The sequence below is a fragment of the Antarctobacter heliothermus genome, from assembly GCF_002237555.1.
Taxonomy (GTDB): Bacteria; Pseudomonadota; Alphaproteobacteria; order Rhodobacterales; family Rhodobacteraceae; genus Antarctobacter; species Antarctobacter heliothermus_B.
In genome coordinates this window covers 1,864,856-1,887,085 of the sequence record NZ_CP022540.1, presented here as the reverse complement: position 1 = coordinate 1,887,085, position 22,230 = coordinate 1,864,856, and the positions used below count along the sequence as shown (strand labels likewise).

21 protein-coding genes and 1 pseudogene are annotated in these 22,230 nt (G+C 59.7%); 17 read left to right on the top strand and 5 right to left on the bottom strand.

Annotated elements, in window-relative coordinates:
- Nucleotides 1-64: 64 nt before the first annotated feature.
- Complete coding sequence (locus ANTHELSMS3_RS08925) at nucleotides 65-1,909, bottom strand: sigma 54-interacting transcriptional regulator (protein ID WP_094034565.1); 1,845 nt, start codon at nucleotides 1,907-1,909, stop codon at nucleotides 65-67.
- A 191-nt stretch (nucleotides 1,910-2,100) separates the two neighbouring features.
- Here ANTHELSMS3_RS08925 and ANTHELSMS3_RS08920 point away from each other — a divergent pair, with 191 nt between their 5' ends.
- The 6 genes and pseudogenes from ANTHELSMS3_RS08920 to ANTHELSMS3_RS08895 all read left to right on the top strand — a co-directional run bounded on the left by ANTHELSMS3_RS08920 (nucleotide 2,101) and on the right by ANTHELSMS3_RS08895 (nucleotide 7,380).
- Complete coding sequence (locus tag ANTHELSMS3_RS08920) at nucleotides 2,101-3,492, top strand: CmpA/NrtA family ABC transporter substrate-binding protein (protein ID WP_094034564.1); 1,392 nt, start codon at nucleotides 2,101-2,103, stop codon at nucleotides 3,490-3,492.
- Entirely contained in the window at nucleotides 3,492-4,328 is an 837-nt protein-coding gene (gene ntrB / locus ANTHELSMS3_RS08915; RefSeq protein ID WP_094034563.1) for a nitrate ABC transporter permease, read from the top strand. Before ANTHELSMS3_RS08920 ends, ntrB begins: the two co-directional genes overlap by 1 nt.
- Before the next feature lie 9 nt (nucleotides 4,329-4,337).
- Nucleotides 4,338-5,237, top strand: coding sequence for an ABC transporter ATP-binding protein (locus ANTHELSMS3_RS08910; RefSeq protein WP_094034562.1), 900 nt, complete (start codon nucleotides 4,338-4,340; stop codon nucleotides 5,235-5,237).
- Nucleotides 5,234-5,713: a nuclear transport factor 2 family protein gene (locus ANTHELSMS3_RS08905; RefSeq protein ID WP_094034561.1), complete on the top strand. Its 480-nt coding sequence runs from the start codon at nucleotides 5,234-5,236 to the stop codon at nucleotides 5,711-5,713. Before ANTHELSMS3_RS08910 ends, ANTHELSMS3_RS08905 begins: the two co-directional genes overlap by 4 nt.
- A 31-nt stretch (nucleotides 5,714-5,744) precedes the next feature.
- Nucleotides 5,745-6,197 carry a cyanase gene (cynS, locus tag ANTHELSMS3_RS08900; protein ID WP_094034560.1) on the top strand — a complete coding sequence of 151 codons (453 nt, stop codon included), beginning with the start codon at nucleotides 5,745-5,747 and terminating at the stop codon, nucleotides 6,195-6,197.
- Between the two features lie 332 nt (nucleotides 6,198-6,529).
- Nucleotides 6,530-7,380 (top strand): annotated as a pseudogene (locus ANTHELSMS3_RS08895) (IS5 family transposase).
- Between the two features lie 341 nt (nucleotides 7,381-7,721).
- On the opposite strand, the gene ANTHELSMS3_RS08890 reads toward ANTHELSMS3_RS08895, so the two are convergent.
- Entirely contained in the window at nucleotides 7,722-8,453 is a 732-nt protein-coding gene (locus ANTHELSMS3_RS08890) for a hypothetical protein (protein WP_157733463.1), read from the bottom strand.
- 115 nt (nucleotides 8,454-8,568) lie between these two features.
- Between ANTHELSMS3_RS08890 and ANTHELSMS3_RS26455 the strand changes: the two genes are divergently transcribed.
- The gene (locus ANTHELSMS3_RS26455) at nucleotides 8,569-8,796 is read left to right on the top strand and encodes a DUF6880 family protein (RefSeq protein ID WP_368074430.1); all 228 of its coding nucleotides are present in this window, start codon (nucleotides 8,569-8,571) and stop codon (nucleotides 8,794-8,796) included.
- Nucleotides 8,797-9,095: 299 nt separating this feature from the next.
- Here the strand turns inward: ANTHELSMS3_RS26455 and ANTHELSMS3_RS08885 are convergent, their stop codons facing one another.
- The gene (locus ANTHELSMS3_RS08885) at nucleotides 9,096-9,989 is read right to left on the bottom strand and encodes a LysR family transcriptional regulator (RefSeq protein WP_094034558.1); all 894 of its coding nucleotides are present in this window, start codon (nucleotides 9,987-9,989) and stop codon (nucleotides 9,096-9,098) included.
- A 187-nt stretch (nucleotides 9,990-10,176) separates the two neighbouring features.
- On the opposite strand from ANTHELSMS3_RS08885, the gene ANTHELSMS3_RS08880 reads away from it, so the two are divergent.
- The 9 genes from ANTHELSMS3_RS08880 (at nucleotide 10,177) to ANTHELSMS3_RS08840 (ending at nucleotide 19,531) form a co-directional block, all read left to right on the top strand.
- Nucleotides 10,177-10,986 (top strand): pirin family protein, encoded by an 810-nt coding sequence (locus tag ANTHELSMS3_RS08880; RefSeq protein ID WP_198319917.1) that lies wholly within the window; start codon nucleotides 10,177-10,179, stop codon nucleotides 10,984-10,986.
- A gap of 35 nt (nucleotides 10,987-11,021) precedes the next feature.
- The gene (locus ANTHELSMS3_RS08875) at nucleotides 11,022-12,110 is read left to right on the top strand and encodes an NAD(P)/FAD-dependent oxidoreductase (protein WP_094034556.1); all 1,089 of its coding nucleotides are present in this window, start codon (nucleotides 11,022-11,024) and stop codon (nucleotides 12,108-12,110) included.
- A gap of 40 nt (nucleotides 12,111-12,150) precedes the next feature.
- Complete coding sequence (locus ANTHELSMS3_RS08870; protein WP_157733462.1) at nucleotides 12,151-13,320, top strand: hypothetical protein; 1,170 nt, start codon at nucleotides 12,151-12,153, stop codon at nucleotides 13,318-13,320.
- 384 nt (nucleotides 13,321-13,704) lie between these two features.
- Nucleotides 13,705-14,487 (top strand): ABC transporter ATP-binding protein, encoded by a 783-nt coding sequence (locus tag ANTHELSMS3_RS08865; protein WP_094034554.1) that lies wholly within the window; start codon nucleotides 13,705-13,707, stop codon nucleotides 14,485-14,487.
- On the top strand, nucleotides 14,484-15,221 hold the full coding sequence (locus ANTHELSMS3_RS08860) for an ABC transporter ATP-binding protein (RefSeq protein ID WP_094034553.1): 738 nt from the start codon (nucleotides 14,484-14,486) through the stop codon (nucleotides 15,219-15,221). The genes ANTHELSMS3_RS08865 and ANTHELSMS3_RS08860 overlap by 4 nt, the downstream gene beginning before the upstream one ends.
- Entirely contained in the window at nucleotides 15,218-16,099 is an 882-nt protein-coding gene (locus ANTHELSMS3_RS08855) for a branched-chain amino acid ABC transporter permease (protein WP_094034552.1), read from the top strand. The genes ANTHELSMS3_RS08860 and ANTHELSMS3_RS08855 overlap by 4 nt, the downstream gene beginning before the upstream one ends.
- Nucleotides 16,100-16,121: 22 nt before the next feature.
- Nucleotides 16,122-17,120 carry a branched-chain amino acid ABC transporter permease gene (locus tag ANTHELSMS3_RS08850; protein ID WP_157733461.1) on the top strand — a complete coding sequence of 333 codons (999 nt, stop codon included), beginning with the start codon at nucleotides 16,122-16,124 and terminating at the stop codon, nucleotides 17,118-17,120.
- Nucleotides 17,121-17,143: 23 nt separating this feature from the next.
- Nucleotides 17,144-18,334, top strand: coding sequence for an ABC transporter substrate-binding protein (locus ANTHELSMS3_RS08845; RefSeq protein WP_094034550.1), 1,191 nt, complete (start codon nucleotides 17,144-17,146; stop codon nucleotides 18,332-18,334).
- 63 nt (nucleotides 18,335-18,397) lie between these two features.
- On the top strand, nucleotides 18,398-19,531 hold the full coding sequence (locus ANTHELSMS3_RS08840; protein WP_094034549.1) for an iron-containing alcohol dehydrogenase: 1,134 nt from the start codon (nucleotides 18,398-18,400) through the stop codon (nucleotides 19,529-19,531).
- 3 nt (nucleotides 19,532-19,534) lie between these two features.
- On the opposite strand, the gene ANTHELSMS3_RS08835 is transcribed toward ANTHELSMS3_RS08840, so the two are convergent.
- Complete coding sequence (locus tag ANTHELSMS3_RS08835) at nucleotides 19,535-20,281, bottom strand: FadR/GntR family transcriptional regulator (RefSeq protein WP_094034548.1); 747 nt, start codon at nucleotides 20,279-20,281, stop codon at nucleotides 19,535-19,537.
- A gap of 73 nt (nucleotides 20,282-20,354) precedes the next feature.
- Nucleotides 20,355-21,365 (bottom strand): AraC family transcriptional regulator, encoded by a 1,011-nt coding sequence (locus ANTHELSMS3_RS08830; RefSeq protein ID WP_198319916.1) that lies wholly within the window; start codon nucleotides 21,363-21,365, stop codon nucleotides 20,355-20,357.
- 103 nt (nucleotides 21,366-21,468) lie between these two features.
- Here ANTHELSMS3_RS08830 and ANTHELSMS3_RS08825 point away from each other — a divergent pair, with 103 nt between their 5' ends.
- Entirely contained in the window at nucleotides 21,469-22,221 is a 753-nt protein-coding gene (locus ANTHELSMS3_RS08825) for an SDR family NAD(P)-dependent oxidoreductase (protein ID WP_094034546.1), read from the top strand.
- The last annotated feature ends 9 nt before the right edge of the window (nucleotides 22,222-22,230 follow it).

Below are 22,230 nucleotides of genomic sequence, written 5' to 3'. Positions count from 1 at the left end.
CCACACAGGACATTCGATTTTGGCCTGCAGACCTGCCCCTTCGTAGTCTTCCTTCAATTCCCGCTTATGAAAATTGGTCCATCTGGATGCCAAGCGACTTGGCTTTTGAATAGGCGGTCGTTGGCGCAAGCCCGAGGATCGCTGCCGCGCCGGATTTTCCGGAAATCTTGCCTTTGGCGCGGTGCAATGCTGCTTCAAAGTTCTTGATTTCGAACTGGCGCAGCTCTTTTTGGGTCAGGACGCGGTTTGTCTGTGTGGGTGCATCTAATGGGCCGCTTTGGATGTCGAACTGCAAACGGCCGCCCTGAGCAAGGATAGCTGTGCGCTCGATCACATTTTCCAATTCCCGCACATTTCCCGGCCAGTCGTAGGATTGCAGAGTTTCGATATTGGCTTTGGTCAGGGTCATCTTTGGTAGGCGCAGACGGCGCATCGTGCGATCGAGGTAGTGCCGCGCGAGATAGGGGATGTCTTCGGGCCGGTTCTGAAGGGGTTCGGTCATGATCGGCAGTACGTTCAGGGCAAAATAGAGGTCTTGCCGGAACCGTCCGGCCCGCACCTCGGCCAGCAGATCATAGCTTGTAGTGGCGATGACCTTGGCCGCCACGGGAATGTCGGTGCCGTCACCCAGACGCCGGAAGTGGCCGGTGTGAAGAACGTCGTGCAGGCTGGCTTGCACCTTGGCGGGTAGGCTCGCGACCTCGTCCAGATGCAGGGTGCCGTTGTGGGCCATGAGCAATTTGCCCGTCATATCCCGCACCGCACCTGCAAAGGCACCGCGACGATACCCGAAAAGCTCCGCCTCCAGATCGGCGGCCTTTTTCTGATCGCAGTTAATGCGCACGAGGGGGCGGTGGTGACGGTCGCTTGCTTCGTGGATCGCCGAGGCTGTCATACTTTTACCTGATCCAGACGGGCCAGAGACCAACACATGGGCACCGCTTCGCGCGGCCAGATCAATCTGGGCGTTTAGCGACTTGATTGCGGGTGACACACCGACCACGCCCGTGTGGGACTGCGCCGAGCGTATCTCGGTCAGAAGGTATTCGTTTTCCTGTTGCAGCTTTACCTTCAAGTCTTCGACCTGCGCCAAGGCATCGCGGAGCTTGCGTTCGTTTTCCTTGCGTTCTGTCACGTCGCGAAAGATCACCACGGCTCCGGCCAGCACATCGTGGTCGTAGATCGGGGTCGAGACATATTCCACAAGGATCGGCTTGCCGTCCTTGCGCCAGAACACATCATCTTCCACGCGCATGGTCTGGTCGCGGCGGAAGGATTTGTAGATAGGACATTCATCTGCGGGGAAGTGATTACCACTCAGGTGTTTGTGGTGGATGATTGAATGCAATTCGCGCCCAATTAAATCGTCCGACGACCAGCCCAACATTTCCTGCGCCGCGCGGTTCACGAAGGTGGCCTGCCCTTTGGCGTTGATGCCATAGATGCCTTCGCCAGCAGCTTCGAGGATCAGATGGTTCTGGGCCTCGACCTCACGAAAGAAGCCATAGATGTTTTGCCATTGGGAAATGCCCGCCTTCTGATGCGCCTCCCGTTCTGCTTGCTGGTTGCGACGGTCATGTTCGTCAAGGTCCAGAAAGCTAAGCAGCACCAAGCCCGACTTGAGTTGCGCGCCGTAGGTCTGAAGCCGCAAAGCCGCACCCGTCGCGCCCATCAGCGAGAGACTGCGGTCCACATACGATCCGAAATGCGCAACGGCATCGAAAAACACCACAGCGGCGGAGAAGTCATTTTCCATCTGGCGAGAGAGGGGCGCAGACAGGGTCGCCTCCCCCAACAGGGCACGCCCCGCCTCATTCGCCGCGACGATGCTGTCGCTGCGGGTGTCGACAATGATCGTTGGCATCGGGTGATGGGCGATCAGATCAGCGGATTCGGTTTCATCAAGCATAAGCCAGAGGATGTGGGTCCGCAGGAGCCGAGCAAATTACGAAATTCCGTAACTTACGAAAACTCGTAACGTTCGCCCAGAAATTAACCAATAAATTCAACCCCAACCCGGTTTGAGGGCACTTGGCCGAAGGGCTTCTGCGCTGCGGCGTTGCGTGGAAGCATGTTAACAACCAATGACAGGAGACGGACATGACGATCAAAAGCCTTGGAAATCCTTTTTCCGACAAGACCGACCTTAGACATGGCGCGGATTGCGGGTGCGACACCTGTCTGACAGGTCACGGACACGACAAGACCCACAAAGAACCGACAGCCATGTCATCGGAAGAGATGATGGAACGGGCGGTTGAAAGCGCGGTTGTCCGATCCGTTTTCGGCCAGAACGACATCGCGCGGCGGTCGTTTATGGGCATGCTGGGCGGCACATCCGTTGCGGCGGCGCTGGCTTCGGTCTTTCCTGTCAAACAGGCGGTGGCTAATATTCTGGATGACCTTGGCCCGCCAGAAAAGACTGACCTGAACATCGGCTTTGTGCCGATTACCTGTGCCACGCCGATAATCATGGCGCAGCCCTTGGGCTTTTATGAGCGCTACGGTTTGAATGCTCAGGTTATCAAGACTGCAGGCTGGGCCGTGGCCCGCGATAAATCCCTGTCCGGTGAATACGACGCCTCCCACATGCTGACCCCCATGCCTTTGGCAATGACGATGGGGGCCGGGTCCGTGGCCGAACCCTACATTATGCCGGCCGTGGAAAACATCAACGGGCAGGCAATTGTTCTGTCCAACGAACTCCTCGACAAGCGCGACCCGAGCCAGTGGAAGGGCTTCACTTTTGGGGTGCCGTTTGAATATTCGATGCACAACTTCCTTCTGCGCTACTATGTGGCTGAATTCGGGCTGGACCCTGATGTGGACATCCAGATTCGCGTTGTGCCCCCGCCAGAAATGGTCGCCAATCTCCGGGCCGGTAACCTTGATGGCTACCTCTCCCCTGACCCGTTCAACCAACGTGCTGTCTATGAAGGCATTGGCTTCATACACATCCTCACCAAAGAAATCTGGGAAGGTCATCCATGCTGTGCCTTTGCGGCACCCTTGTCTTTTGCGACCGAATTGCCAAATACCTACGGCGCTTTGCTCAAGTCGATCATTGACGCGACGCAGTACGCTTCAAACCACGAGAACCGCAAAGAAATCTCTGCGGCCATCGCACCGACGAACTACCTTAACCAGCCTGTGACAGTCATCGAGCAGGTGTTGACCGGCACCTATGCGGATGGTCTGGGCGCAGTGCAGCGTGTGCCGGATCGCATCGATTTCGATCCCTTCCCTTGGCAGTCTATGGGGGTCTGGATTCTGACGCAGATGAAGCGTTGGGGATATATCGAGGGTGATGTCGATTACAAGGGTGTGGCAGAGCAGGTTTACCTTGCGTCTGACGCCCGTAAAGTCATGACAGATCTCGGCTATGAAGCACCCTCGGACAATTACAAATCGCATATGATCATGGGCAAGACGTTCGACCCTGCTCAGCCTGAAGCATATGTCGACAGCTTCGCGATTAAAGCAGGCGATTGATGGAGATTTTATCAGAAAACAAGCGCGCGGCGATCTGGTCGATAGCTTTGCTCTTTCTCGGCTTGTTGGTGTGGGAGATCTCGATTTCTGCACAAACGGTCAATACAGGCGAGCTAACCGAATATGAATTGCTGACAGGGGCCGGCACTGCGAAAGCAGGCGTGCCGCCCCCCAGCGAGGTCGCGGTCAAAGCATGGCAAGAACTGTCCAACCCATTTTATGATGCGGGGCCCAATGATAAGGGCATCGGCATCCAAATCGGCTATTCGCTTTATCGCGTCTTGACGGGTTATTTTCTTGCAGCGATCATCGCAATCCCACTGGGGTTTCTGATCGGCATGTCATCGGTGGCCTACAAGGCACTAAACCCGTTTATTCAGGTTCTGCGGCCTATTTCTCCTCTCGCGTGGATGCCATTGGCCCTGTTTATCATCCAAGATTCTGAAGCCTCGGCGATTTTTGTGATCTTCATCTGCTCGATCTGGCCGATGTTGCTGAACACAGCCTTTGGCGTGGCAGGTGTACGCGAAGACTGGGTGAACGTGGCGCGAACCCATGAACTTGGGGCGCTCAAAACGGCTTTCACGGTTGTATTGCCTGCGGCTGCACCCACAATCGTGACAGGAATGCGGATTTCCATCGGTATCGCTTGGTTGGTCATTGTCGCGGCTGAGATGCTCGTTGGTGGGACGGGGATTGGCTATTACGTCTGGAACGAGTGGAACAACCTCGATCTGACATCCGTCATTTTCTCAATTCTCATGATCGGCGTTGTGGGCATGTTGCTGGACGCGGCCTTTGGCCTGCTTCAACGGCACGTCGCCTATTTCGAATAAGGTAGACCCATGGCAAATTCATTTCTAAGCATCGAAAAGCTGACCCAGCGTTATCCTGACGGCAAGGGTGGTGAATTCACCGTCTTCGAAAACGCCAGCTTTGGCATCGAAAAAGGCGAGTTTGTTTGCATTCTGGGGCACTCCGGCTGCGGCAAGTCAACGATTATGAACATCCTTGCGGGACTTTCGGAGCCGACCGAAGGTGTCGTGAAGATGGACGGTTTTGCAATCTCCGGCCCCAGCCTTGATCGCGGCGTTGTCTTCCAAAATTATTCGTTGCTGCCATGGCTTACGGCCTTGAAGAACGTGACGTTTGGTGTGGCTGCGCGGTTTCCTGACTGGACCAAGAAAAAGGTCGAGGACCATTCGATCGCATTCTTGGACAAGGTCGGCTTGTCAGGCGACGCTATCCACCGCAAACCCAGCCAATTGTCTGGCGGTATGCGGCAGCGTGTGTCTATCGCGCGCGCTTTCGCCAATGAACCCAAGCTGTTGTTGCTGGATGAACCCTTTGGTGCGCTGGACGCGCTGACCCGCGGCACCATCCAGGAAGAGCTGCTCAAGGTTTGGAGCGGCACCGATCAGACAGTTTTTATGATCACCCATGACATCGACGAGGCGATCCTGCTGGCCGATCGCATTCTATTGATGACAAACGGACCGCTGGCCCGTGTCGCCGAAAGTGTCGAGATCACGATCCCAAGACCCCGCCTGCGCACCGATATTGTAGAGCACCCGAATTACTACGCCATTCGCAATCATCTTGTGCAGTTCCTTGGCAAACGTTCGGCGGAACTGGCCGGTCAAGTAAGTGCGGAGGGCGAGACCCACTCACCCGAAACCGTTCGCATCGACAAAACGGAACACGCGGGGGACGCGCAGCCCTTGTTGCAGGCGGTCAAGACATGACTGGCCGACAGCCGCGCGCGCCCGTTCCCCCGTTCAGCTACGACGACGCTGTTCAAAAAGTGCGGATGGCCGAGAATGCCTGGAACGGGCGTGACCCTGCCAAAGTCGCGCTGGCTTATACGCCCGACACAAAATGGCGTAATCGGTCAGAATTTTTGAACGGGCAGGCCGAGGTGGAGGCTTTTCTGGCCCGCAAATGGGCCACTGAGAATGGTTATCGCCTAATTAAAGAAATCTGGGCTCATGGCGAAGACAAAATCGCTGTCCGATTTTGTTATGAATACCACAATGCCGAAGGGCAGTGGTTCCGCGCTCATGGAAATGAAAACTGGGAATTCGATGCTCATGGCTACATGGCGAAGCGTCACGCTTCGATCAACGATGTAACCATCCCAGAGGCAGAACGCCTCTTTCATTGGGATGCCCCCGGGCCCCGCCCCGATGATCACCCTAGCCTGACAGAGCTTGGGCTGTAAGAAATCAATACACAAGAAGGACACCACGCCGATGACCGACATGATGACCAAAGAAGACGTCACAGCAATGATCCTTTCGGCCAAAAAGACCGCCGGAATGACATGGGAAGGCATTGCCGAAAAGATAGACATGTCCCCTGTCTGGACCCATTCGGCGGCTATGGGCATGAACGCTTTTCCAGCGGAAAAGGCCGCGTTGATGGTCAAGGTCATGGGCCTGCCACAAGAGGCAGAAAGCGTGCTGGCCGAAAGCCCCACCAAGATCTGGGAACAGGCGGTTCCGACCGACCCCTGCATCTACCGCTTTTACGAAATCGTCGGAGTATACGGTCCGACCCTCAAGGCGCTGATCCAGGAAAAGTTCGGCGACGGTATCATGTCCGCAATTGATTTTGACATGTCTGTCACACGGGTCGAAAACCCCAAAGGGGACCGCGTGAAAGTTGAAATGTCGGGCAAATATCTTGGGTATAACAGTTGGTAGAAATGTAGCGGGGTCGCCTTCGCAGGCGGCCCGCGTTGCATTGAATAGATCCGTTTAACGGATGCCGAGTCATCCAACCTCAAAACACAGACGCTAGTTTCACTGCCGTATCATCGCCATTGACGACATTCATGGGTAGGTCGTCACCATCCCCGACCAAGCGACCATACATACCGGCGCAGCCCAAACACCGCTATCTAAGAGTAATACCGTCAGACAAGCTAAGTTTGAGCAATTCACGCGCCTGCAAAGACGGGTTGCAATCCTAGGCTCAGGACCCATTGATTTCAGCGAAGGGGCATGATTCACCGCGCGAAAACCGAGCGGTTAACATGTCTGGTCTCTTCTGGCTGACGGATGCGCAGATGGCGCGCCTGGAGCCCTTCTTCCCAAAGTCCCACGGCAAGCCGCGCGTCGATGACAGGCGTGTGTTGAGCGGGATTATCCTCATCAATCGCAATGGCTTGCGGTGGCGCGATGCCCCTGCTACCTATGGGCCGCACAAGACGCTGTACAACCGTTGGAAACGGTGGAGCGACAAGGGCATCTTCGCGCGGATGATGGCCGGTTTGGCCGCCAAACACGGCGAACAGAAAACCGTGATGATCCCCTCTCATGGTTTGCAGGCAAACCACTGCCGGGCAGTGGACGCGACGTATCTGAAGGCCCACCGGACAGCGACCAGCATGGGCGTCAAAAAGGGGGGCGTGGACGCCTGATTGGCCGAACCAAAGGCGGCATGAATACGAAACTGCACGCTATCTGCGACAGTCACGGACGCCCGCTGAACCTGTTCGTGACCGCAGGACAGGCCAGCGACTACATCGGCGCACGGGCGTTGTTGAGCAGTCTGCCGAAAGTCGATTGGCTGCTCGGAGATCGTGGATACGATGCAGATTGGTTCCGAGAAGCGTTGCAAGACAAAGGGATACACGCCTGCATCCCTGGCCGGAAACAGCGAAAGAAAACCGTCAAATACGACAAGCGTCGGTACAAGCGGCGCAACCGGATCGAGATCATGTTCGGCAGGTTGAAAGATTGGCGGCGCGTGGCAACCCGCTATGACAGGTGCCCGAAGGTCTTCCTCTCAGCCATCGCCCTTGCAGCGCTCGTCATCTATTGGCTATGTGTCCTGACCCTAGGCATGAAACCTCCGCAACATTTCTCACGTGAAGAACATTGAGTATTGGATACCGAGCGGCGATCTGGACGCTTTGAAATGTGGCGGTATGAGCTAAGGTCCGCTATGTGATGTGTGACCGCAGCATTGACGCAATGAGGTGAAGTTCCGGTATGGGCCGTTCGTGTTGATCGGCACCAAGGGCGGGAGGTGCAACTTCGCTTCAGGCGCGAAAGCGCCTCGAATTTTCCGTAGAAGCGGACTTTCAGCCTGGCTTTCACTACTGGAGACGGGATGAGCGACGCTAAGGGCCGTTTGAGACAACTTGCACGAGTGGCGGAAACCGCGCGTTCGCTGCAATAGAAATTTTGGCGATCGTCGTTCGAAATACCAACGGTCTCTTTTCAACCCTTGTCCGGTGTCACCTGTGCCGCATCTGAAAGAAGTTGTTCCAGATCGGCATTGAGGAGCGGAGACAGTTCGGTCTGGATCGCCTCAAGTGTGGCGCGGTTGTCTGGCCGGGTTGCGACCTGGCGCACGGCGAAATCCCAGCGTTCCTCTGTCCATGCCTCAAAGTCGTTCTTGACGCGCTCCAGCTCTTCTTTCTTTTCGGAGATGTCGAGCACCAAAGAGGTATCCTGCGCTGTGACAGGCGTCGGTGCCTTGAGCCATCTTTCAAAGTTCTTAAGCCGAGCACGTAAAATGGAAAGGTCGGTTTCAAGGCGTTCAATCTGCTCTTCATGGCTCTGCGGGTTGCAGTGAAGCGGTGTCAGCACGAAGGCCGACACAAAGGCGTCGCATATTTCAGGGCGCTCGTCGCGCACTGCCCGCGCAACAGGCCCCATGATTGCCGGGCCTAACTCGCGGAGCCATTTGCGGTCCCTGTGCAAGTCTATCGTGCCCTCGGCGACCGCCTGACAGAGGTTATGTGCAACGTCCCCGCGGTCTACCACATGGAAAATCATGATCCTGCTAATACGTTCGGCGGTATCCGCGCCATGCGACAGCAGGGAGAGCGCGAAAGGGAATGAGTGCGCGGGAAAGGTCATCACCATTTCGGGAATGATGCGCCCGATATCCGCGTATAACCCCTTGGCAACATCACCATACGAGACATGATAGAAATACAGCGACATGAGCGCGTCCACGGCTACGGCAAGATCTTGTCGGTGCTTTGCCGCTGCAGTCATCTGAGCAATCAAAGACAAAATCGTCTCATTATGCCGTGCGAGCCTTTCTTCTATCGCGGGCTTGGCCGCAACGATCCTCTACCGGGCACTTCTGGACGACATCCTTACCCGCGCGCGGTCCAAGGCTTATGGGCATGGCGCGACATGCCTTGGAAACTGGCCCTGCTTGCGGAAGATGCCGATGCCACCCGCCTCGGCGAACTCACAAGCCACGCCACATATCTTGCCGAACTCAAACAGGCGCACCACCGGAAAATCTGGTTTCTGGGCGCGTGTCGGTGAGGGATGAGCAAAGATGAAGATCGTAAGTGGATGCCGTGGCCCTGATTGGGTTCAGGAGGTGACTGACGGTCCATCGCGGACCCAACGACTGGACACCGAACACACGTAGCGGCGGACAGCGGACTTTTGCAGCGGGTGCGAAATCGCGTGTGGATTTCGCCGAAGCTGCCATTCGACTGTCAGGGGTTCCCATGATGCATTTGTCGGCATCACAGGGATAGCCGGAGCACTATTTTCATAGAGTGTCAGGAGCAGAAACGCGTCGGGAAATCGGCGATCAAAGCCGACTTTCACGATACACTTGCCTTACGCAGCATGGGCTTCAAATTCTCTCCAAAGCAGTTCCGCTACGGCTCGGACGACTGGTTTGGACTGGCGAAACGCATAGATGGTGACGTTGAAGGCAAGATGTGTGTGTGGCAAGTCTATCTCGCACAGCTGCCCATTCTTCAACTCTTCCGCGATCATGTGTTCTGGCAGGCGGCCCCAGCCGAGGCCCGCGACCAGAAGGTGCTTCTTTGTGTGGAGGTCGCTGACGTACCAGCGGCGCTGGCCTTTCTGGACGCCGATTTCGCGGTCGAACAGCCCTCCGGCTTGCCCGCTGTCGCTTGCGATGACCTGATGGAAACGGCGCAGGTCCGAGAGCCGCTTGGGATTGTCCATCTCAGCCCAAAGGGATGGTGACGTAACATTGCGCAATGTCGATGTCCCGAGGGGGATGTAGTCGAAACCCTCTTCCTCGAGCATGACCGAGGACATAGGCGAAATCGCGATTGCCGCGGATTCCGTTTTTACGGCCTCCATGGCGCCGGACAGAACCTCGGGGCGCAAGACCACGCGGGTTTCGGGAAAGTCCGTTTGCAGTTTGCATAAGACGGGGGTCAGCGCGTTGAGGTTGGTGGTGGTATCCACCGCGATGGTGACCGTTTCTTCCTGCCCTTTCTCGAAATGCTGGATCAACTGCCCCAGATCCTCCGCCTCCGTCAAAACGCGTAAGGATTGAAGATAGACCCGTTTGCCAACGGGTGTGAGTTCAAGCCGATACCCCGACCGGTCAAACAATTCGGTTCCGGTCTGGAACTCCAGGGCCTTCAACGCCTGACTGATCGCTGGCTGCGTCCGGTTGAGGCGCTCGGCGGCCGCTTTGACCGAGCCGGTTTCTACAACGGCGCGCAAGACGTTCAGTTGATCGAGTTTCATAAGGCACCATAAGTTAAAGGCTACTTATGTAGATACTAAAAAAGTATAAATATCAATCAAGTTTCACTTCGCCTATCACCGGATCAACAACCGGAGCAATCCAATGAAACAAGTTTCTTTCCAAGAGCCAGCGCAGCCCGATCGGGTCGGTACATTTACCATCGCACGCGCCCTTCCGAACCGGGCTGTGAACGCGGTCGGCCCGTTCCTGCTTCTCGATCATCTGCCCAGGCGCGAAATTGCTGCCGGTGCGTTGCCCGAACCCGATGGCAGCTTCTCCCATCCCCATGCGGGGATCGTCACCTTCACCTATGTCATGGAAGGCGCCATGACCCATTTCGACAGCTTGGGAAACAACAGCACCGTCACGGCGGGAGGCGTGCAATGGATGAACGCGGGCAACGGCATTATCCATGACGAGATGCTCGCGACGCCCGTGCGCCGTGATGGCGGGGTGCTGCATTCCTTTCAATTCTGGATCAACCTGCCCGCGCCGAATAAGATCGAGCCTGCGCAATATATGCCCGTCTCATCACCGGACCTGCCCGTGGTCATGCTCGCGGGTGGGCGTGGAGAGGTCAAAGTTCTGCTTGGCGGTTATGACGGGCAATCCTCGCCCATCCCCACCTATGCGGGCGAATTTATCTGGCACGTCAGGATCGAGCCGCTTGCGACGGTCGATATCGCCTTGCGCGCTGGTCTGCCTGTAGCGGGATTCCTGCCGACGCATGGGGCCGTGGTCGGTGATGCCAAGATCGACGCTCATACCCTCATCGGTTTGGACGCCCGGGGTGGAACGTTGGAGATAACCAACCCGGCTGTTGAACCGCTCGATCTGCTGCTGTTTGGCGGTGAGGCGATCACCGACCCCATCGCTATGCGCGGCCCGTTTGTCATGAACCGCGACGGCGAGTTGACCGAGGCGTTCCGCGAGTATCGCGCCGGGAAATTCGGACAGATCACCTATCCCGCCGATCACGCCGCCCACAAATCATAGAAAAGCGCCGCAAGGCCCCAAGAAGGTTAGAATTCATGTCACAGAAAATTGCCATTGTCGGCGGCGGCTACATAGGTGCCGAACTCGCGAAGTCTCTCGATGACACCGCACAGGTCACATTGATCGAGCCGCGCAGTCACTTCGTTCACGCGCCGGCCATGATCCGCGCAGTTGTCGACCCTTCGCTGCTGGATCGCGCTCTCATTCCCTATGATCGGCTGCTCACGAACGGCAGGGTCATCGCGTCCAAGGCAAAAGCCATAGACGCGAAGGGTGTCACGTTGGAGGACGGCACTCGGGTAGAGGCGGATCAAATCGTTGTTGCCACCGGATCTGGCAACGCCATGCCCTTCAAGCCTCAAGGCGCCGATATCGCGGGCCTGAAGGCGGACAACCAGCGCATTCACCAGCAACTCAAAGAGGCGCAGAACATCGGCATAGTCGGGGCTGGTGCCGTTGGCACCGAGCTTGCGGGCGAAATCGCCTATGCCATGCCGGACAAGAAGGTGACGTTGATTTCAAGCGACGCGGCATTGTTCCCGACGATGCCGTCCAAGCTGGGCAATTCGCTCGCGGCGAAACTGCGCAAGGCAGGCGTCACGCTCATTCTTGGCCAGAGGGCGGAGAACCTGAAAAGCCTGACCGAGCCTTATGCGGGAACCCTGCAACTCGCCGATGGGTCACAGCACGACTTCGACCTGATCTTTCCGGCTATCGGATCGCGCGCGAATTCCAAGGTGATTGAAACGCTTGCCGGTGTCCAGAAAACGACGGCAAACCGGATCAAGGTCGACCCGTGGATGCGCCCATCCTCGGTGCCCAATATTTTCGCGGCCGGCGATGTCGCGGATGCAGGCGACGGGATGACGATCGTGGCCACAAGCCGCCAACTGCCTTGGCTCAAGGCGACGCTGTCCGGTTTGGCACAGGGCAAAACCGTAGAAGACATGAAGCCTTACAAGCCATGGGGCAGCAAGGCACCGATCCTTGTGCCACTTGGCCCCAAGCAGGGGAATTCCTTCCTTGGCTTCTTCACCGCCGGGGATTTCCTGACCAGCAGGATGAAGGGCAAGGATCTGTTTCTCAAGAAATACGCAAAGCTGCTGAACCAGCCTGAAGGCTGATCAACTCACGACGTAACCAACCCTCCCAGAAGGAAAGACCATGGAAATCTCCCGGAGAACCCTTTTGACCTCAACCGCGTTCGGAGCGGGTCTCCTGTTTGTGCCTGGTTTGCGCTCCATGGCCAGTGCCCAGACGCCGAAACTCGTCATTGGCAACTACGAGGCACCGGGTTTGTACGACCAGGCTGCCCAGGAAGTCGTGACCGACCGAGATGATGGCTATCATAATGACGGAAACCCGCGCCATTACGAGTGGTGGTATTTTGATCTGTTCACCCAATCAGGCCTCAAGGCCGCGGTGATCCTGATGGACCGCCCGTTGATCATGTTGGATAACCCTGATCTACCGCCGATGTTGATGTTGAACGTCGAACTCCCCGACGGCACCAACCGCGATTTCCAGGTGCCGTTCCCCGGTGTGGACTTCATCGCGTCCGAGGAGCATTGCGACGTAAAACTGGGCAACAACTGGTGTAAAGGCCGCTACCCGAATTGGCAGCTTCACGCCGAGCATGACGATGTGGTCGTCGACCTTGAGCTTGTCGCGACCGTTGAATCCTGGCGTGCTGGATCCGGTGCGATGTATTTCGACGAGGCGCTGACGGTGTTTAACGCGCATGTCGTGCCCGCACCGCGCGCAGTTGTGAACGGCACCATTCAGGTCGCGGGCGAAACCATCGCTATCGAGGATGGTCACGGCTATCACGACCACAATTGGGGCAATGCCGGTATCGAAGGTGTTCTCAAGGCGTGGCACTGGGGCCGTGCGGAATGCGGAGATTTCACGCTGAACTTCTCGTATATTCAACACAACGCGGATTACGACAACAAGGTCGTCTGCAAGTTCATGTTGGCAAAAGACAGTGAAATCCTGCTCAGCACGGGTGAATTCGAGGACAGATTCGTTGGTGAAATCCATGTCGGCCCGCAGTCCGGCAACGGCTGGCCTGACGGCTTCCTGATCGAAGCACCCTACAACGGCGACATGATCCGTATCGAGATTTCGGGCAATCACCTCTTGAGCGACGCGCTCAATTCCGACCAGCAACCGGATGACGAAACCGCACGGCCAGGCTATATCCGTCTTGGCGGCGACATCAGGGTGACGGTGCCACTCGCAGGTGGAGTCGAGGTCGCAACCGGCAACATCATCCACGAAATGTCCTTCTCGGAAAGTATCCCCAAAGCGGAAGCAAACTGGCTTTTGTAGGACTAAGCTCGCCTCCCCCCTTGCGAGCATTCGCCGCAAGGGGGCGTGCATTCCGGGGTAGACGGGCGGTCACTCCGACGACAACGGGCCACTAAAGCCGTGGTCTGGGTGTGGTCTTTCCCGCATTCTTGAGGCGCGGCCCCAGTCAATCTGGCGCAACCCTCGAACTGAGAATGCCGCGGAGGAGGCCGCCGTCCCAGACGCGATCATGGGGCCCAAAGAGCAGGCGGCAATGACCAGCTTCAGTCACTTTCCAGTACTTTCTAAGCGCAGTTTGTTTTGTCGGACACTAAGCGATAAAAGCTTGACCGGCCTTTGAAGTGTCATTAGTGTCGGACATTATTGCGGGGATATGGGAGATTTCCGCAGGCAGAGAGGCGCACTGTGCGGCAAAATGGCAATCCACTACTCGAAGTGCGGGATCTCACCATACGGTTCGGTGGTGTTGTCGCCCTCAACGAGATTTCGCTCGAAATCCACGAGCAGGAGATCCTTGGCCTGATCGGCCCGAACGGCGCGGGCAAGACGACACTGTTCAACTGCCTCAGCCGTCTCTACCGCCAGAGCTCCGGCGATATTCTTGTCAGGGGTGAGACCATCACCCCGCTGGGCGCCGAGGATATGGCGGCCCGCGGCATCGGGCGCACCTTTCAGAACATCGCGCTGTTCGAGACGACGACGGTCTATGAGAACGTTTTGACCGGCGCGCAATTCGCGATGAACGGTGGTTTGGCGGCCGACATCTTCAACGGCGCGAAGGTGCGCCGGGAACGGGCCGAGACGCGCGAGCGGATCATGCATCTTCTGTCGTTGCTCGACCTTGCGGAGATCGCCGATCACACCATCGCCGATCAGAACTTTGCCGTGCGCAAACGGATCGAGTTCGCGCGGGCGCTGGCCGCGAAACCGAGCCTTCTGATGCTCGACGAGCCGGCCGGCGGGCTGAACCGCGAAGAGGTGCGGCATCTGGAAGACCTGATCCGGCAGGTGCGCGACGAATTCAAGGTCGCGGTACTGCTGGTCGAACATCACCTGAACCTTGTCATGAAGGTTTCCGACCGCGTGGTGGCGATGGATTTCGGCCAGAAGATCGCTGACGGGCTGCCGCATGAAGTGCGGGCGCATCCGCAGGTTCTTCGGGCTTATCTCGGGGAGGAAGCGGCATGAAACATGCGCTGGAACTCAACAATGTCACGGCCTCCTACGGCCACGGCAGCATCTTGCACGGTATCGACCTTGCGGTACCGGAGGGCGGCGTCACGGCGCTACTGGGCGCGAATGGTGCGGGCAAGACCACCACGCTGCGCGCCATCTGCGGCATGATCGAAACCCATGGCGAGGTGCGACTGTTCGGCGAGGAGATCACCGGCAAGAGCCCCGAGACCATCGCGCGGATGGGCGTGGCCCATGTGCCTGACGGGCGCGGCACCTTCACCAGCCTCACGGTGATGGACAACCTGCGGCTCGGGGCCTTCACCGCGAAAAAGCGCGGCAACTTCCAGCGCTCGCTCGACCGGGTGTTCGACTATTTCCCCCGGTTGAAAGAGCGGGTGGGCCAGCATGCCGGCACGCTTTCGGGCGGCGAGCAGCAGATGCTGGCGATTGGCCGCGCGCTGATGGCCGAGCCGCGGCTGATCCTGCTGGACGAGCCCTCGATCGGGCTTGCGCCGGTGATCGTGAAGCAGCTCTTCGAGATCCTCGATCAGATTGCACGCGACGCGGGGGTGTCGATGCTGCTGGTCGAGCAGAACTCCAACCTCGCGCTGAAACTGGCCTCGAACGCGGCGCTGCTGGAGGTGGGCAACCTCGTGGCGCGTGGCACTGCCGAGGAGCTTTCGCAGAACCAGGAGATCGCGCGGGCCTATTTGGGCGACGTCGCGGCAGAGGGGGCAGGGGCATGACCTTTTTTCTCGAACAACTCATCATCGGCCTGTCCTCGGGCGGCATCTACGCGATCATGGCCTTGGCTCTGGTGATGATCTACAAATCCACCGGCCACGTGAACCTCGCGCAGGGCGAAATGGCGGTGTTTTCCACCTTCATCGCCTGGACGCTGGTGCAGATGGGGGTGCCGATCTGGCCTGCGATCCTTTTGACGGTGGCCGTCTCTTTCGTCGGCGCCGTCGTGCTGGAGCGCGTCGTCGTCCGACCCTTTGCCAAGGCCGATGATCTTGTGGTCGTGGCGGTCTTCGTGGGGCTGTTTCTCAGCATCCACAGCCTCGCTGGCGTGATCTGGAACTACGAAGTCAAACCATTCCCCAGCGCCTTTTCCGACGGCTCCATCAACCTGATGGACGACCTGTCGATCCGCGCGCATACTCTGGGGTCGCTGCTGACCACCGGGGCGGTGCTGACGGCGGTTTGGTTCTTCTTTCGCTACACCCGACTTGGGCTTGCGCTGCGGGCGGCGGCGGACAACCACGAAAGCAGCCGCCTTGTGGGCATCAACGTGTCGGTCATGCTGGCGCTTGGCTGGGGGCTGGCGGCGGGGATCGGCGCGGTGGCGGGCGTAATGATTGCGCCGGTGACCTTCCTCGATCCCGGCATGGGCCTTGCGCCGCTGATCTTTGCCCTTGCAGGTGCGCTTCTGGGCGGCATCACAAGCCCCTTCGGCGCCGCCCTGGGCGGGCTGATCGTCGGCGTGTTGGAGGCGATGATTTCGGCCTACGTCCCCTATGGCATCGAGTTCCGCGAGTTGATCGCGCTTATGCTGATCCTGTCGGTCCTGCTGGTGCGGCCTGCGGGTCTCTTCGGTGAAATCGTGACGCGGAGGGTGTGAAATGACCGTGGAGAGTACAGACATGACCCAGGCCCTGAGCGCCTCCCGCAGCCGCAAGGTCTCGTTTCCTCTGGCGCGGCTTGGATACGGCGCCGCGGCGCTGGCCCTTCTGGCGGCGACCGGGGTGCTGGAAGGCTACGAGCTGTTCCTCGCGTCCTCGATCCTGTCCTACGCCATCGCCGCGATGGGGCTAAACGTGCTGATGGGCTACAACGGGCAGATCTCGCTGGGCCACGGCGCGTTCTTTGCGATCGGTGCCTATGCGGCCGCGATCTGCATCGACCGTTTCGCCGTGCCTTTCGCCCTGACACCGGTGATCGCCGGTGTCGTCGGCATGGCGGCAGGCTGGCTGATCGGCAAGCCGGCGCTGCGGCTGGAGGGCGTCTATCTGGCGCTGGCCACCTTCGGGCTGGCGATTGCCACGCCAACGGTTCTGCGCTCGGACCTCTTTGCAGAGTGGACGGGCGGCGTGCAGGGGCTGTTCCTGCTGATCAACCCCGCGCCCGAATGGGCGGGGCTGGACCTTGACCAGTCGATCTATCTCGCGGTCGTGGGCTACTTCCTGCTTTTCGCCTTCCTCACCCTGCGGCTGGTGCGTGGGCTGAACGGCAAGGCCTGGATCGCCACGCGCGACAACCCGATTGCCGCCCGCGCCATGGGCTTTGACGTTACCCGCGCCAAGACCCGCGCCTTTGTCTTCTCGGTGCTGGCCTGCTCGGTCGGAGGCGCGCTTCAGGCGGTTGCCGTGCAATTCGTGGCACCCGACAGCTTTCCGTTCTTCCTGTCGATCTCGCTGTTCACCGCCGTTGTCGTCGGTGGGCTCTGTTCGCCGCTGATCGGTCCGCTGCTGGGCGCGGTCTTCATCGTCATGGTGCCCAACGTGACCGAAGAGATCTGGCAGGGCGGAAGCTGGGCCGTCTATGGCGGCGTCATCATCGCGATCATGGCGATCCAGCCGCGCGGACTGGCCGGGATGCTCGGCTGGGTCAAGGACAAGCTCACCACTCACACCAATAGATAACAGCAGACAGGGAGGAACCGACAATGCTGAAATCAACCACTGCCCTCGCAATAACCCTCACCCTCGCCAGCGGCGCCATGGCTGCCAATTATGACAAGGGCGCCTCGGACGAAGAGATCAAGTTCGGAACCATCGTGCCGCTCAGCGGTCCGGCCTCGGCCTATGGCTCGACCGGCAGCTGCATCGCGGCCTACTTCGAAATGGTCAACGACAAGGGCGGCATCAACGGCCGCAAGGTCAGCGTCTCGGTGCAGGACGACGGCTACAACCCGGCCAAGATGCTGGAGCAGGCCCGGCGGCTGGTCGAGCGCGAAGGCGTGCTGTTCATCGCGGGCAATATCGGTACGCCGACGAACTCGGCCATCCATCGCTACATGAACCAGCGCAAGGTGCCGCATCTGTTCCTGACAACAGGCGCCTCGAAATGGGACGACCCCGAGAACTATCCCTGGACCATGCCCTATATCCCCAGCTACGCGGCCGAGGGGCGGATCTATGCCAAGTACATCAAGGAGAACATGCCCGACGCCAAGATCGGCATCCTCTACCAGAATGACGACTTCGGCCGCGACTACATGGATGCCTTCATCGACCAGCTGGGCGATGAGAGCATGGTGGTCTCGGCGGTCAGCTACGACACCTCGGCGGCCACGGTCGACAGCCAGATGTCGACCCTGAAGGAAAGCGGAGCGGATGTGTTCTTCAACGTCGCCTCGCCCAAATTCGCGGCGCAGGCGATCCGGCGCGCGGGCGAGATCGGCTGGGACGTCACGCAGTTCCTTGTCTCGGTCTCCAACGCCAAATCGGCGGTGCTGGAACCTGCGGGGCTGGATCATTCCACCGGCATCATCTCGACCCAGTACCTGAAGGAGCCGACCAACCCCGCCTATGCCGAGGATCCGGACGTGCAGGCGTGGCAGGCCTTCAAGGCGGATTATTTCCCCAAGGCCTCGGACGGCAACTGGTGGGACTGGTCGTGCTATTCCACCGCTTACACCATCGAACATGTGCTGACGCAGGCGGGCGATGAGCTGACGCGCGAGAACCTGATGAAGGTCGCCTCCAACCTCGAAGGTTTCGAGGCGCCGATGCTGCTGCCGGGGATCACGGTGAACACGGCTGCGGATGATTTCGCGCCGATTGAGGCGATGTCGCTGATGAAATTCGACGGCGACAACTGGGCACTGTTCGGCGACGTGATCGCCGTCGACTGATATGCCCGTCCGGCAGCGCGCCCTTGCTCCCGGGGGGCGCTGCCATTTTGAATGGAGAGGCCGATGACCCGAATTGCGCTTACCCCTATGGAGGCCGTGATCCACGGCACCCCCGCCGCGCAGGCCGTGGCGACCGAGGCCGAGCGGCTTGGCGCGCGGCGCGTCTTCGTCATCGCCAGCGGGACGCTCTGTCGTGAGACCGACGAGGTCGAGAAGCTGAAGGCCTCCCTGGGCGCACGCTGCGCCGGGGTTTTCGACCGGATGGACGCGCATGTGCCGCGCGGCGATGTTATCGCGGCGACCGCTGCGGCGCGAGAGGTCAGCGCTGATCTCATCGCCACCATCGGCGGCGGTTCCCCCACCGACGGGGCCAAGGCGGTGGCGCTCTGCCTCGCCAATGACGTCTCGACCGTTCAGGACATCGACCGTCTGCTTGGCGGTGACGTCGCGGCCCCCGCCGTGCCACAGATTTCCATCCCCACGACGCTCTCCGCCGGAGAATTCAGCGCCATCGCTGGCGTCACCAACGAAGCCACGGGGACCAAGGACATGCTGCGCCATCCGGGCCTGATGCCGCGTGTGGTGATCCTCGATGCCGAGGTTGCGCGGCACACGCCCGACTGGTTATTCCTGTCCACCGGCGTGCGCGCGATCGACCATTGTGTCGAGGGCATCTGTTCGCAGGAGGCCAACCCCTTCGGCGACGCCCAGGCGCTGCACGGATTGCGGCTGTTGACGGACGGGCTGACGCGCATCAAGGCGGACGCTGCTGATTTGCAGGCCCGGCAGGATTGTCTGCTGGGCGCCTGGCTGTCGATGGGGCCCCTCACCAGCGGCGTACCGATGGGGGCCAGTCACGGGATCGGTTATGTGCTGGGCGCCAGATACGGCATCCCGCACGGCCACACGTCCTGTCTGATGCTGCCTGCGGTGATGGCGTGGAATGCCTCCGCCAACGCTGACCGCCAGATGTTGGTGGCAGAGGCTCTGGGGGATATATCTGAGCCCGCCTCGAACCTCCTGCACAAGCTGATTGCCAGCCTCGGGCAACCTCGAGGCTTGCTCACCAGTGGCATTTCGCGGGATGCTTTCCCCGATATCGCCGAGGCCGCGCTTCACACCCCTTGGGTGCCGAAGAACCCGCGCCCGATCAAAGGCGCGGACGATGTGATGCAAATCCTCGAACTGGCGGCCTGAGTCTCAAGCCTGCCGCGCCTTTGGGAAGACCGCCGGATCGGTGATGTCGAGGCTGGCCAGTTCGTATCCCTTGCGGAAGTCGTTGATGTGCTTGATCATCCAGGCCTTGGCCTCATCCGCGTCGCCCCACTTGATCGCCTGCAGGATCTTTTCATGCGCGGTCAGCAGGCGTTCGCTGGCGTTGAGGCTGGTCATCACGGTCTGGAACGACGGGTAGAACAGGTCGCTGATCGGCAACCTCAGCGACTGGATCACCCGGTTGTTGGCGGCCAGAGCAATCAACTCGTGAAATTCGATATCCAGTTTGACCAGGGCGTCGGGGTCGTCCATCGCCGCTCTGGTCCGGGAGATATTGTCCTCCAACGCCGCCAGATTGTCGGCGTTGCGCCGGTTCGCCGCGGCCTCCGCCGCCACGGGGTCAAGCGCGCGGATCGCCTCCCAGATCTCCTCGAAGGTGACGCCGTTCATCACCAAGGGAGTCACTAGGCGGCGCGACAGCTCCTCGGTATCGGGTCGGGACACGAAAAGCTTGCGCTTGCCTTCTTCGCGATAAAGCAGGCCTTGCTGTTCCAGCGACCGGATCGCCTCGCGCACGGTCGAGCGGTGGATGCCATTTTCGCTGGCCAGCGCGGTTTCGGCGGGCATACGCGCCCCGGGCTGCAACTCGCCCGAGAGGATTTTCGTTTGCAGGGCAAGCGCGAGCTGCCGAAACACGGGCAGATCGGCAGTGGTGTCGAGGTCGAGCTTCATGGGCAACTTTCACGATGACATACGCAACGTCAGCTTACATGCTGACCGACGCTAATGCGAGAGGTTTCGTCATTTACTCAATATCGTCCGACACAGTAGAAGTCTGCTGGCTGTCTGCTCTGTACCGCGCCGGGGAGGTCCCAGCCCACCCTTGGAAGGCCCGGAAAAATGCACTCGGCTCGGTATACCCCATTAGATCGGCCACATCGGCAACCGACGTGTCGGTCTTGGTCAGAAGGTGCCTGGCTCGGGCCGCGCGCAACTCGGACGTCAGCTTGCGATAGTTCTCGCCCTGATCCTTGAACTGCCGACGCAAGGTGCTGGGCGACATGCGGAACTGCCGGGCGAGACTGTCGAAGTCCGGCCAATCCCGCGGCGATGTGCGTGACAAGAGCGCGCGGACCTGCCCGGTCACGTCGTCCATGCCGCGATAGCCCACCAGCAGGTTGCCGGGCGCCTGTTTCAGGTAGCGCTTCAGGGCGGCCTCGCTGCGGTTGACCGGCAGGGTCAGAGGCGCGGCGTCGATCACCACCTGTGTTTCCGGCGCGTCGAACTGAACCTCGGTGCCGAACAGGCGCGAATAGGCCTCGGCCCCCTCGGGCGCAGCGCAGCGAAAGGCCACCTGTACCAAGGGCAATCGCCGCCGCGCCAGCCAGCAGAGCGGTCCCAGCAAAACGATCATAAGCGTGCGATAGGCGAAGGCCGAGACCGGCGGTCCGTCGTCGGTGAAGGCGATGATGGCCTGCGCGTTCCGGACCGTGACCCGTCCGCGCGGCCCGCCGACCATCACGTCCAAGGCCCAAAGCGCGCGCTCCAGCGCCTTGCCCAAGGTCGGTGCGCCACGGATGGCATGACACATCAGCGCAAAGCTTCCCGGCCGCATCGGATGCGCAGTCATGCCCAGCATTTCGTCCTGCATCTCCTGAGCGAGCGCGAACCAGAACTCCCCGTATTGCGCCAGCGTCATTGGCCCGTCCGGCGCGATCCGACGGGCAATCGGCGCCGCATCGAGACCTACGCGGCGGGCGCAATCGAAGGCTTCGTCGATGAAGACCGGAGAGACCGGTGCCGTGAGGTCTGACATGCTTTCATATGGCATTTTCAGTCACGAATTGGAACGAAAATATCATTGTTTGCCATGCAGGCACGCCCTACCGATCTGAGCCAAGCCACTGAGGGAGGACAGCATGGACATTGCAGGCAAGACGATACTGGTCACGGGCGCGAGTTCCGGTCTCGGCGCGGGGGTCGTGACACGGCTCATGGCAGGCGGGGCGAATGTGGTCGGGCTCGACATCAACATCGATGGCGCGGCAGAGGATGACCGCAAGGTGATGGTCCGGGCCGATGTGACCTCCGCCGAACAGGTGGCAAAGGCCATCGGGACCGCGAAAACCCGCTTCGGCTGCCTGCATGGGCTGGTGAATTGCGCCGGCGTCGCGCCCGGAGAAAAGATCGTCGGCCGCGACGGGCCGCATGACCTCGACAGCTTCGCGCGTGCGGTCTCGATCAACCTCGTCGGCACCTTCAACACGATGCGCCTCGCGGCTGAAGCAATTGCGGGGGCTGAGCCGGGGCCGGACGGAGAGCGCGGAGTGATCGTAAACACCGCCTCGGTCGCGGCTTTCGACGGCCAGATCGGCCAGGCGGCCTATGCGGCGTCCAAGGGCGGCGTGGTCAGCCTGACGCTGCCGGCGGCGCGGGAATTGGCGCGGTCGGGCATCCGTGTGATGGCCATTGCGCCGGGCATCTTCGAGACGCCGATGATGGCCGGTCTGCCGCAGGAGGTGCAGGAATCGCTTGGCGCCAAGGTGCCGTTCCCGCCGCGTCTTGGGAAGGCCGAGGAATTCGCAGATCTGGTTGCCGCGATCTTTGCCAACCCGATGCTTAACGGCGAGGTGATCCGGCTCGACGGCGCGCTGCGCATGACCGCGAAATAGGGGCTGACC

What these genes read in the sequence shown, in the direction of transcription:
- ANTHELSMS3_RS08855 (WP_094034552.1), top strand. Translation starts at nt 15,218, where the DNA reads ATGACCTTTTTTCTCGAACAACTCATCATCGGCCTGTCCTCGGGCGGC.
- ANTHELSMS3_RS08870 (WP_157733462.1), top strand. Translation starts at nt 12,151, where the DNA reads ATGGAAATCTCCCGGAGAACCCTTTTGACCTCAACCGCGTTCGGAGCG.
- ANTHELSMS3_RS08840 (WP_094034549.1), top strand. Translation starts at nt 18,398, where the DNA reads ATGACCCGAATTGCGCTTACCCCTATGGAGGCCGTGATCCACGGCACC.
- ANTHELSMS3_RS08925 (WP_094034565.1), bottom strand. Translation starts at nt 1,909, where the DNA reads ATGCTTGATGAAACCGAATCCGCTGATCTGATCGCCCATCACCCGATG.
- cynS (WP_094034560.1), top strand. Translation starts at nt 5,745, where the DNA reads ATGACCGACATGATGACCAAAGAAGACGTCACAGCAATGATCCTTTCG.
- ANTHELSMS3_RS08920 (WP_094034564.1), top strand. Translation starts at nt 2,101, where the DNA reads ATGACGATCAAAAGCCTTGGAAATCCTTTTTCCGACAAGACCGACCTT.
- ANTHELSMS3_RS08905 (WP_094034561.1), top strand. Translation starts at nt 5,234, where the DNA reads ATGACTGGCCGACAGCCGCGCGCGCCCGTTCCCCCGTTCAGCTACGAC.
- ANTHELSMS3_RS08885 (WP_094034558.1), bottom strand. Translation starts at nt 9,989, where the DNA reads ATGAAACTCGATCAACTGAACGTCTTGCGCGCCGTTGTAGAAACCGGC.
- ANTHELSMS3_RS08835 (WP_094034548.1), bottom strand. Translation starts at nt 20,281, where the DNA reads ATGAAGCTCGACCTCGACACCACTGCCGATCTGCCCGTGTTTCGGCAG.
- ANTHELSMS3_RS08830 (WP_198319916.1), bottom strand. Translation starts at nt 21,365, where the DNA reads ATGTCAGACCTCACGGCACCGGTCTCTCCGGTCTTCATCGACGAAGCC.
- ANTHELSMS3_RS08875 (WP_094034556.1), top strand. Translation starts at nt 11,022, where the DNA reads ATGTCACAGAAAATTGCCATTGTCGGCGGCGGCTACATAGGTGCCGAA.
- ANTHELSMS3_RS08910 (WP_094034562.1), top strand. Translation starts at nt 4,338, where the DNA reads ATGGCAAATTCATTTCTAAGCATCGAAAAGCTGACCCAGCGTTATCCT.
- ANTHELSMS3_RS08845 (WP_094034550.1), top strand. Translation starts at nt 17,144, where the DNA reads ATGCTGAAATCAACCACTGCCCTCGCAATAACCCTCACCCTCGCCAGC.
- ANTHELSMS3_RS08890 (WP_157733463.1), bottom strand. Translation starts at nt 8,453, where the DNA reads ATGTCGCTGTATTTCTATCATGTCTCGTATGGTGATGTTGCCAAGGGG.
- ANTHELSMS3_RS08860 (WP_094034553.1), top strand. Translation starts at nt 14,484, where the DNA reads ATGAAACATGCGCTGGAACTCAACAATGTCACGGCCTCCTACGGCCAC.
- ANTHELSMS3_RS08850 (WP_157733461.1), top strand. Translation starts at nt 16,122, where the DNA reads ATGACCCAGGCCCTGAGCGCCTCCCGCAGCCGCAAGGTCTCGTTTCCT.
- ntrB (WP_094034563.1), top strand. Translation starts at nt 3,492, where the DNA reads ATGGAGATTTTATCAGAAAACAAGCGCGCGGCGATCTGGTCGATAGCT.
- ANTHELSMS3_RS08825 (WP_094034546.1), top strand. Translation starts at nt 21,469, where the DNA reads ATGGACATTGCAGGCAAGACGATACTGGTCACGGGCGCGAGTTCCGGT.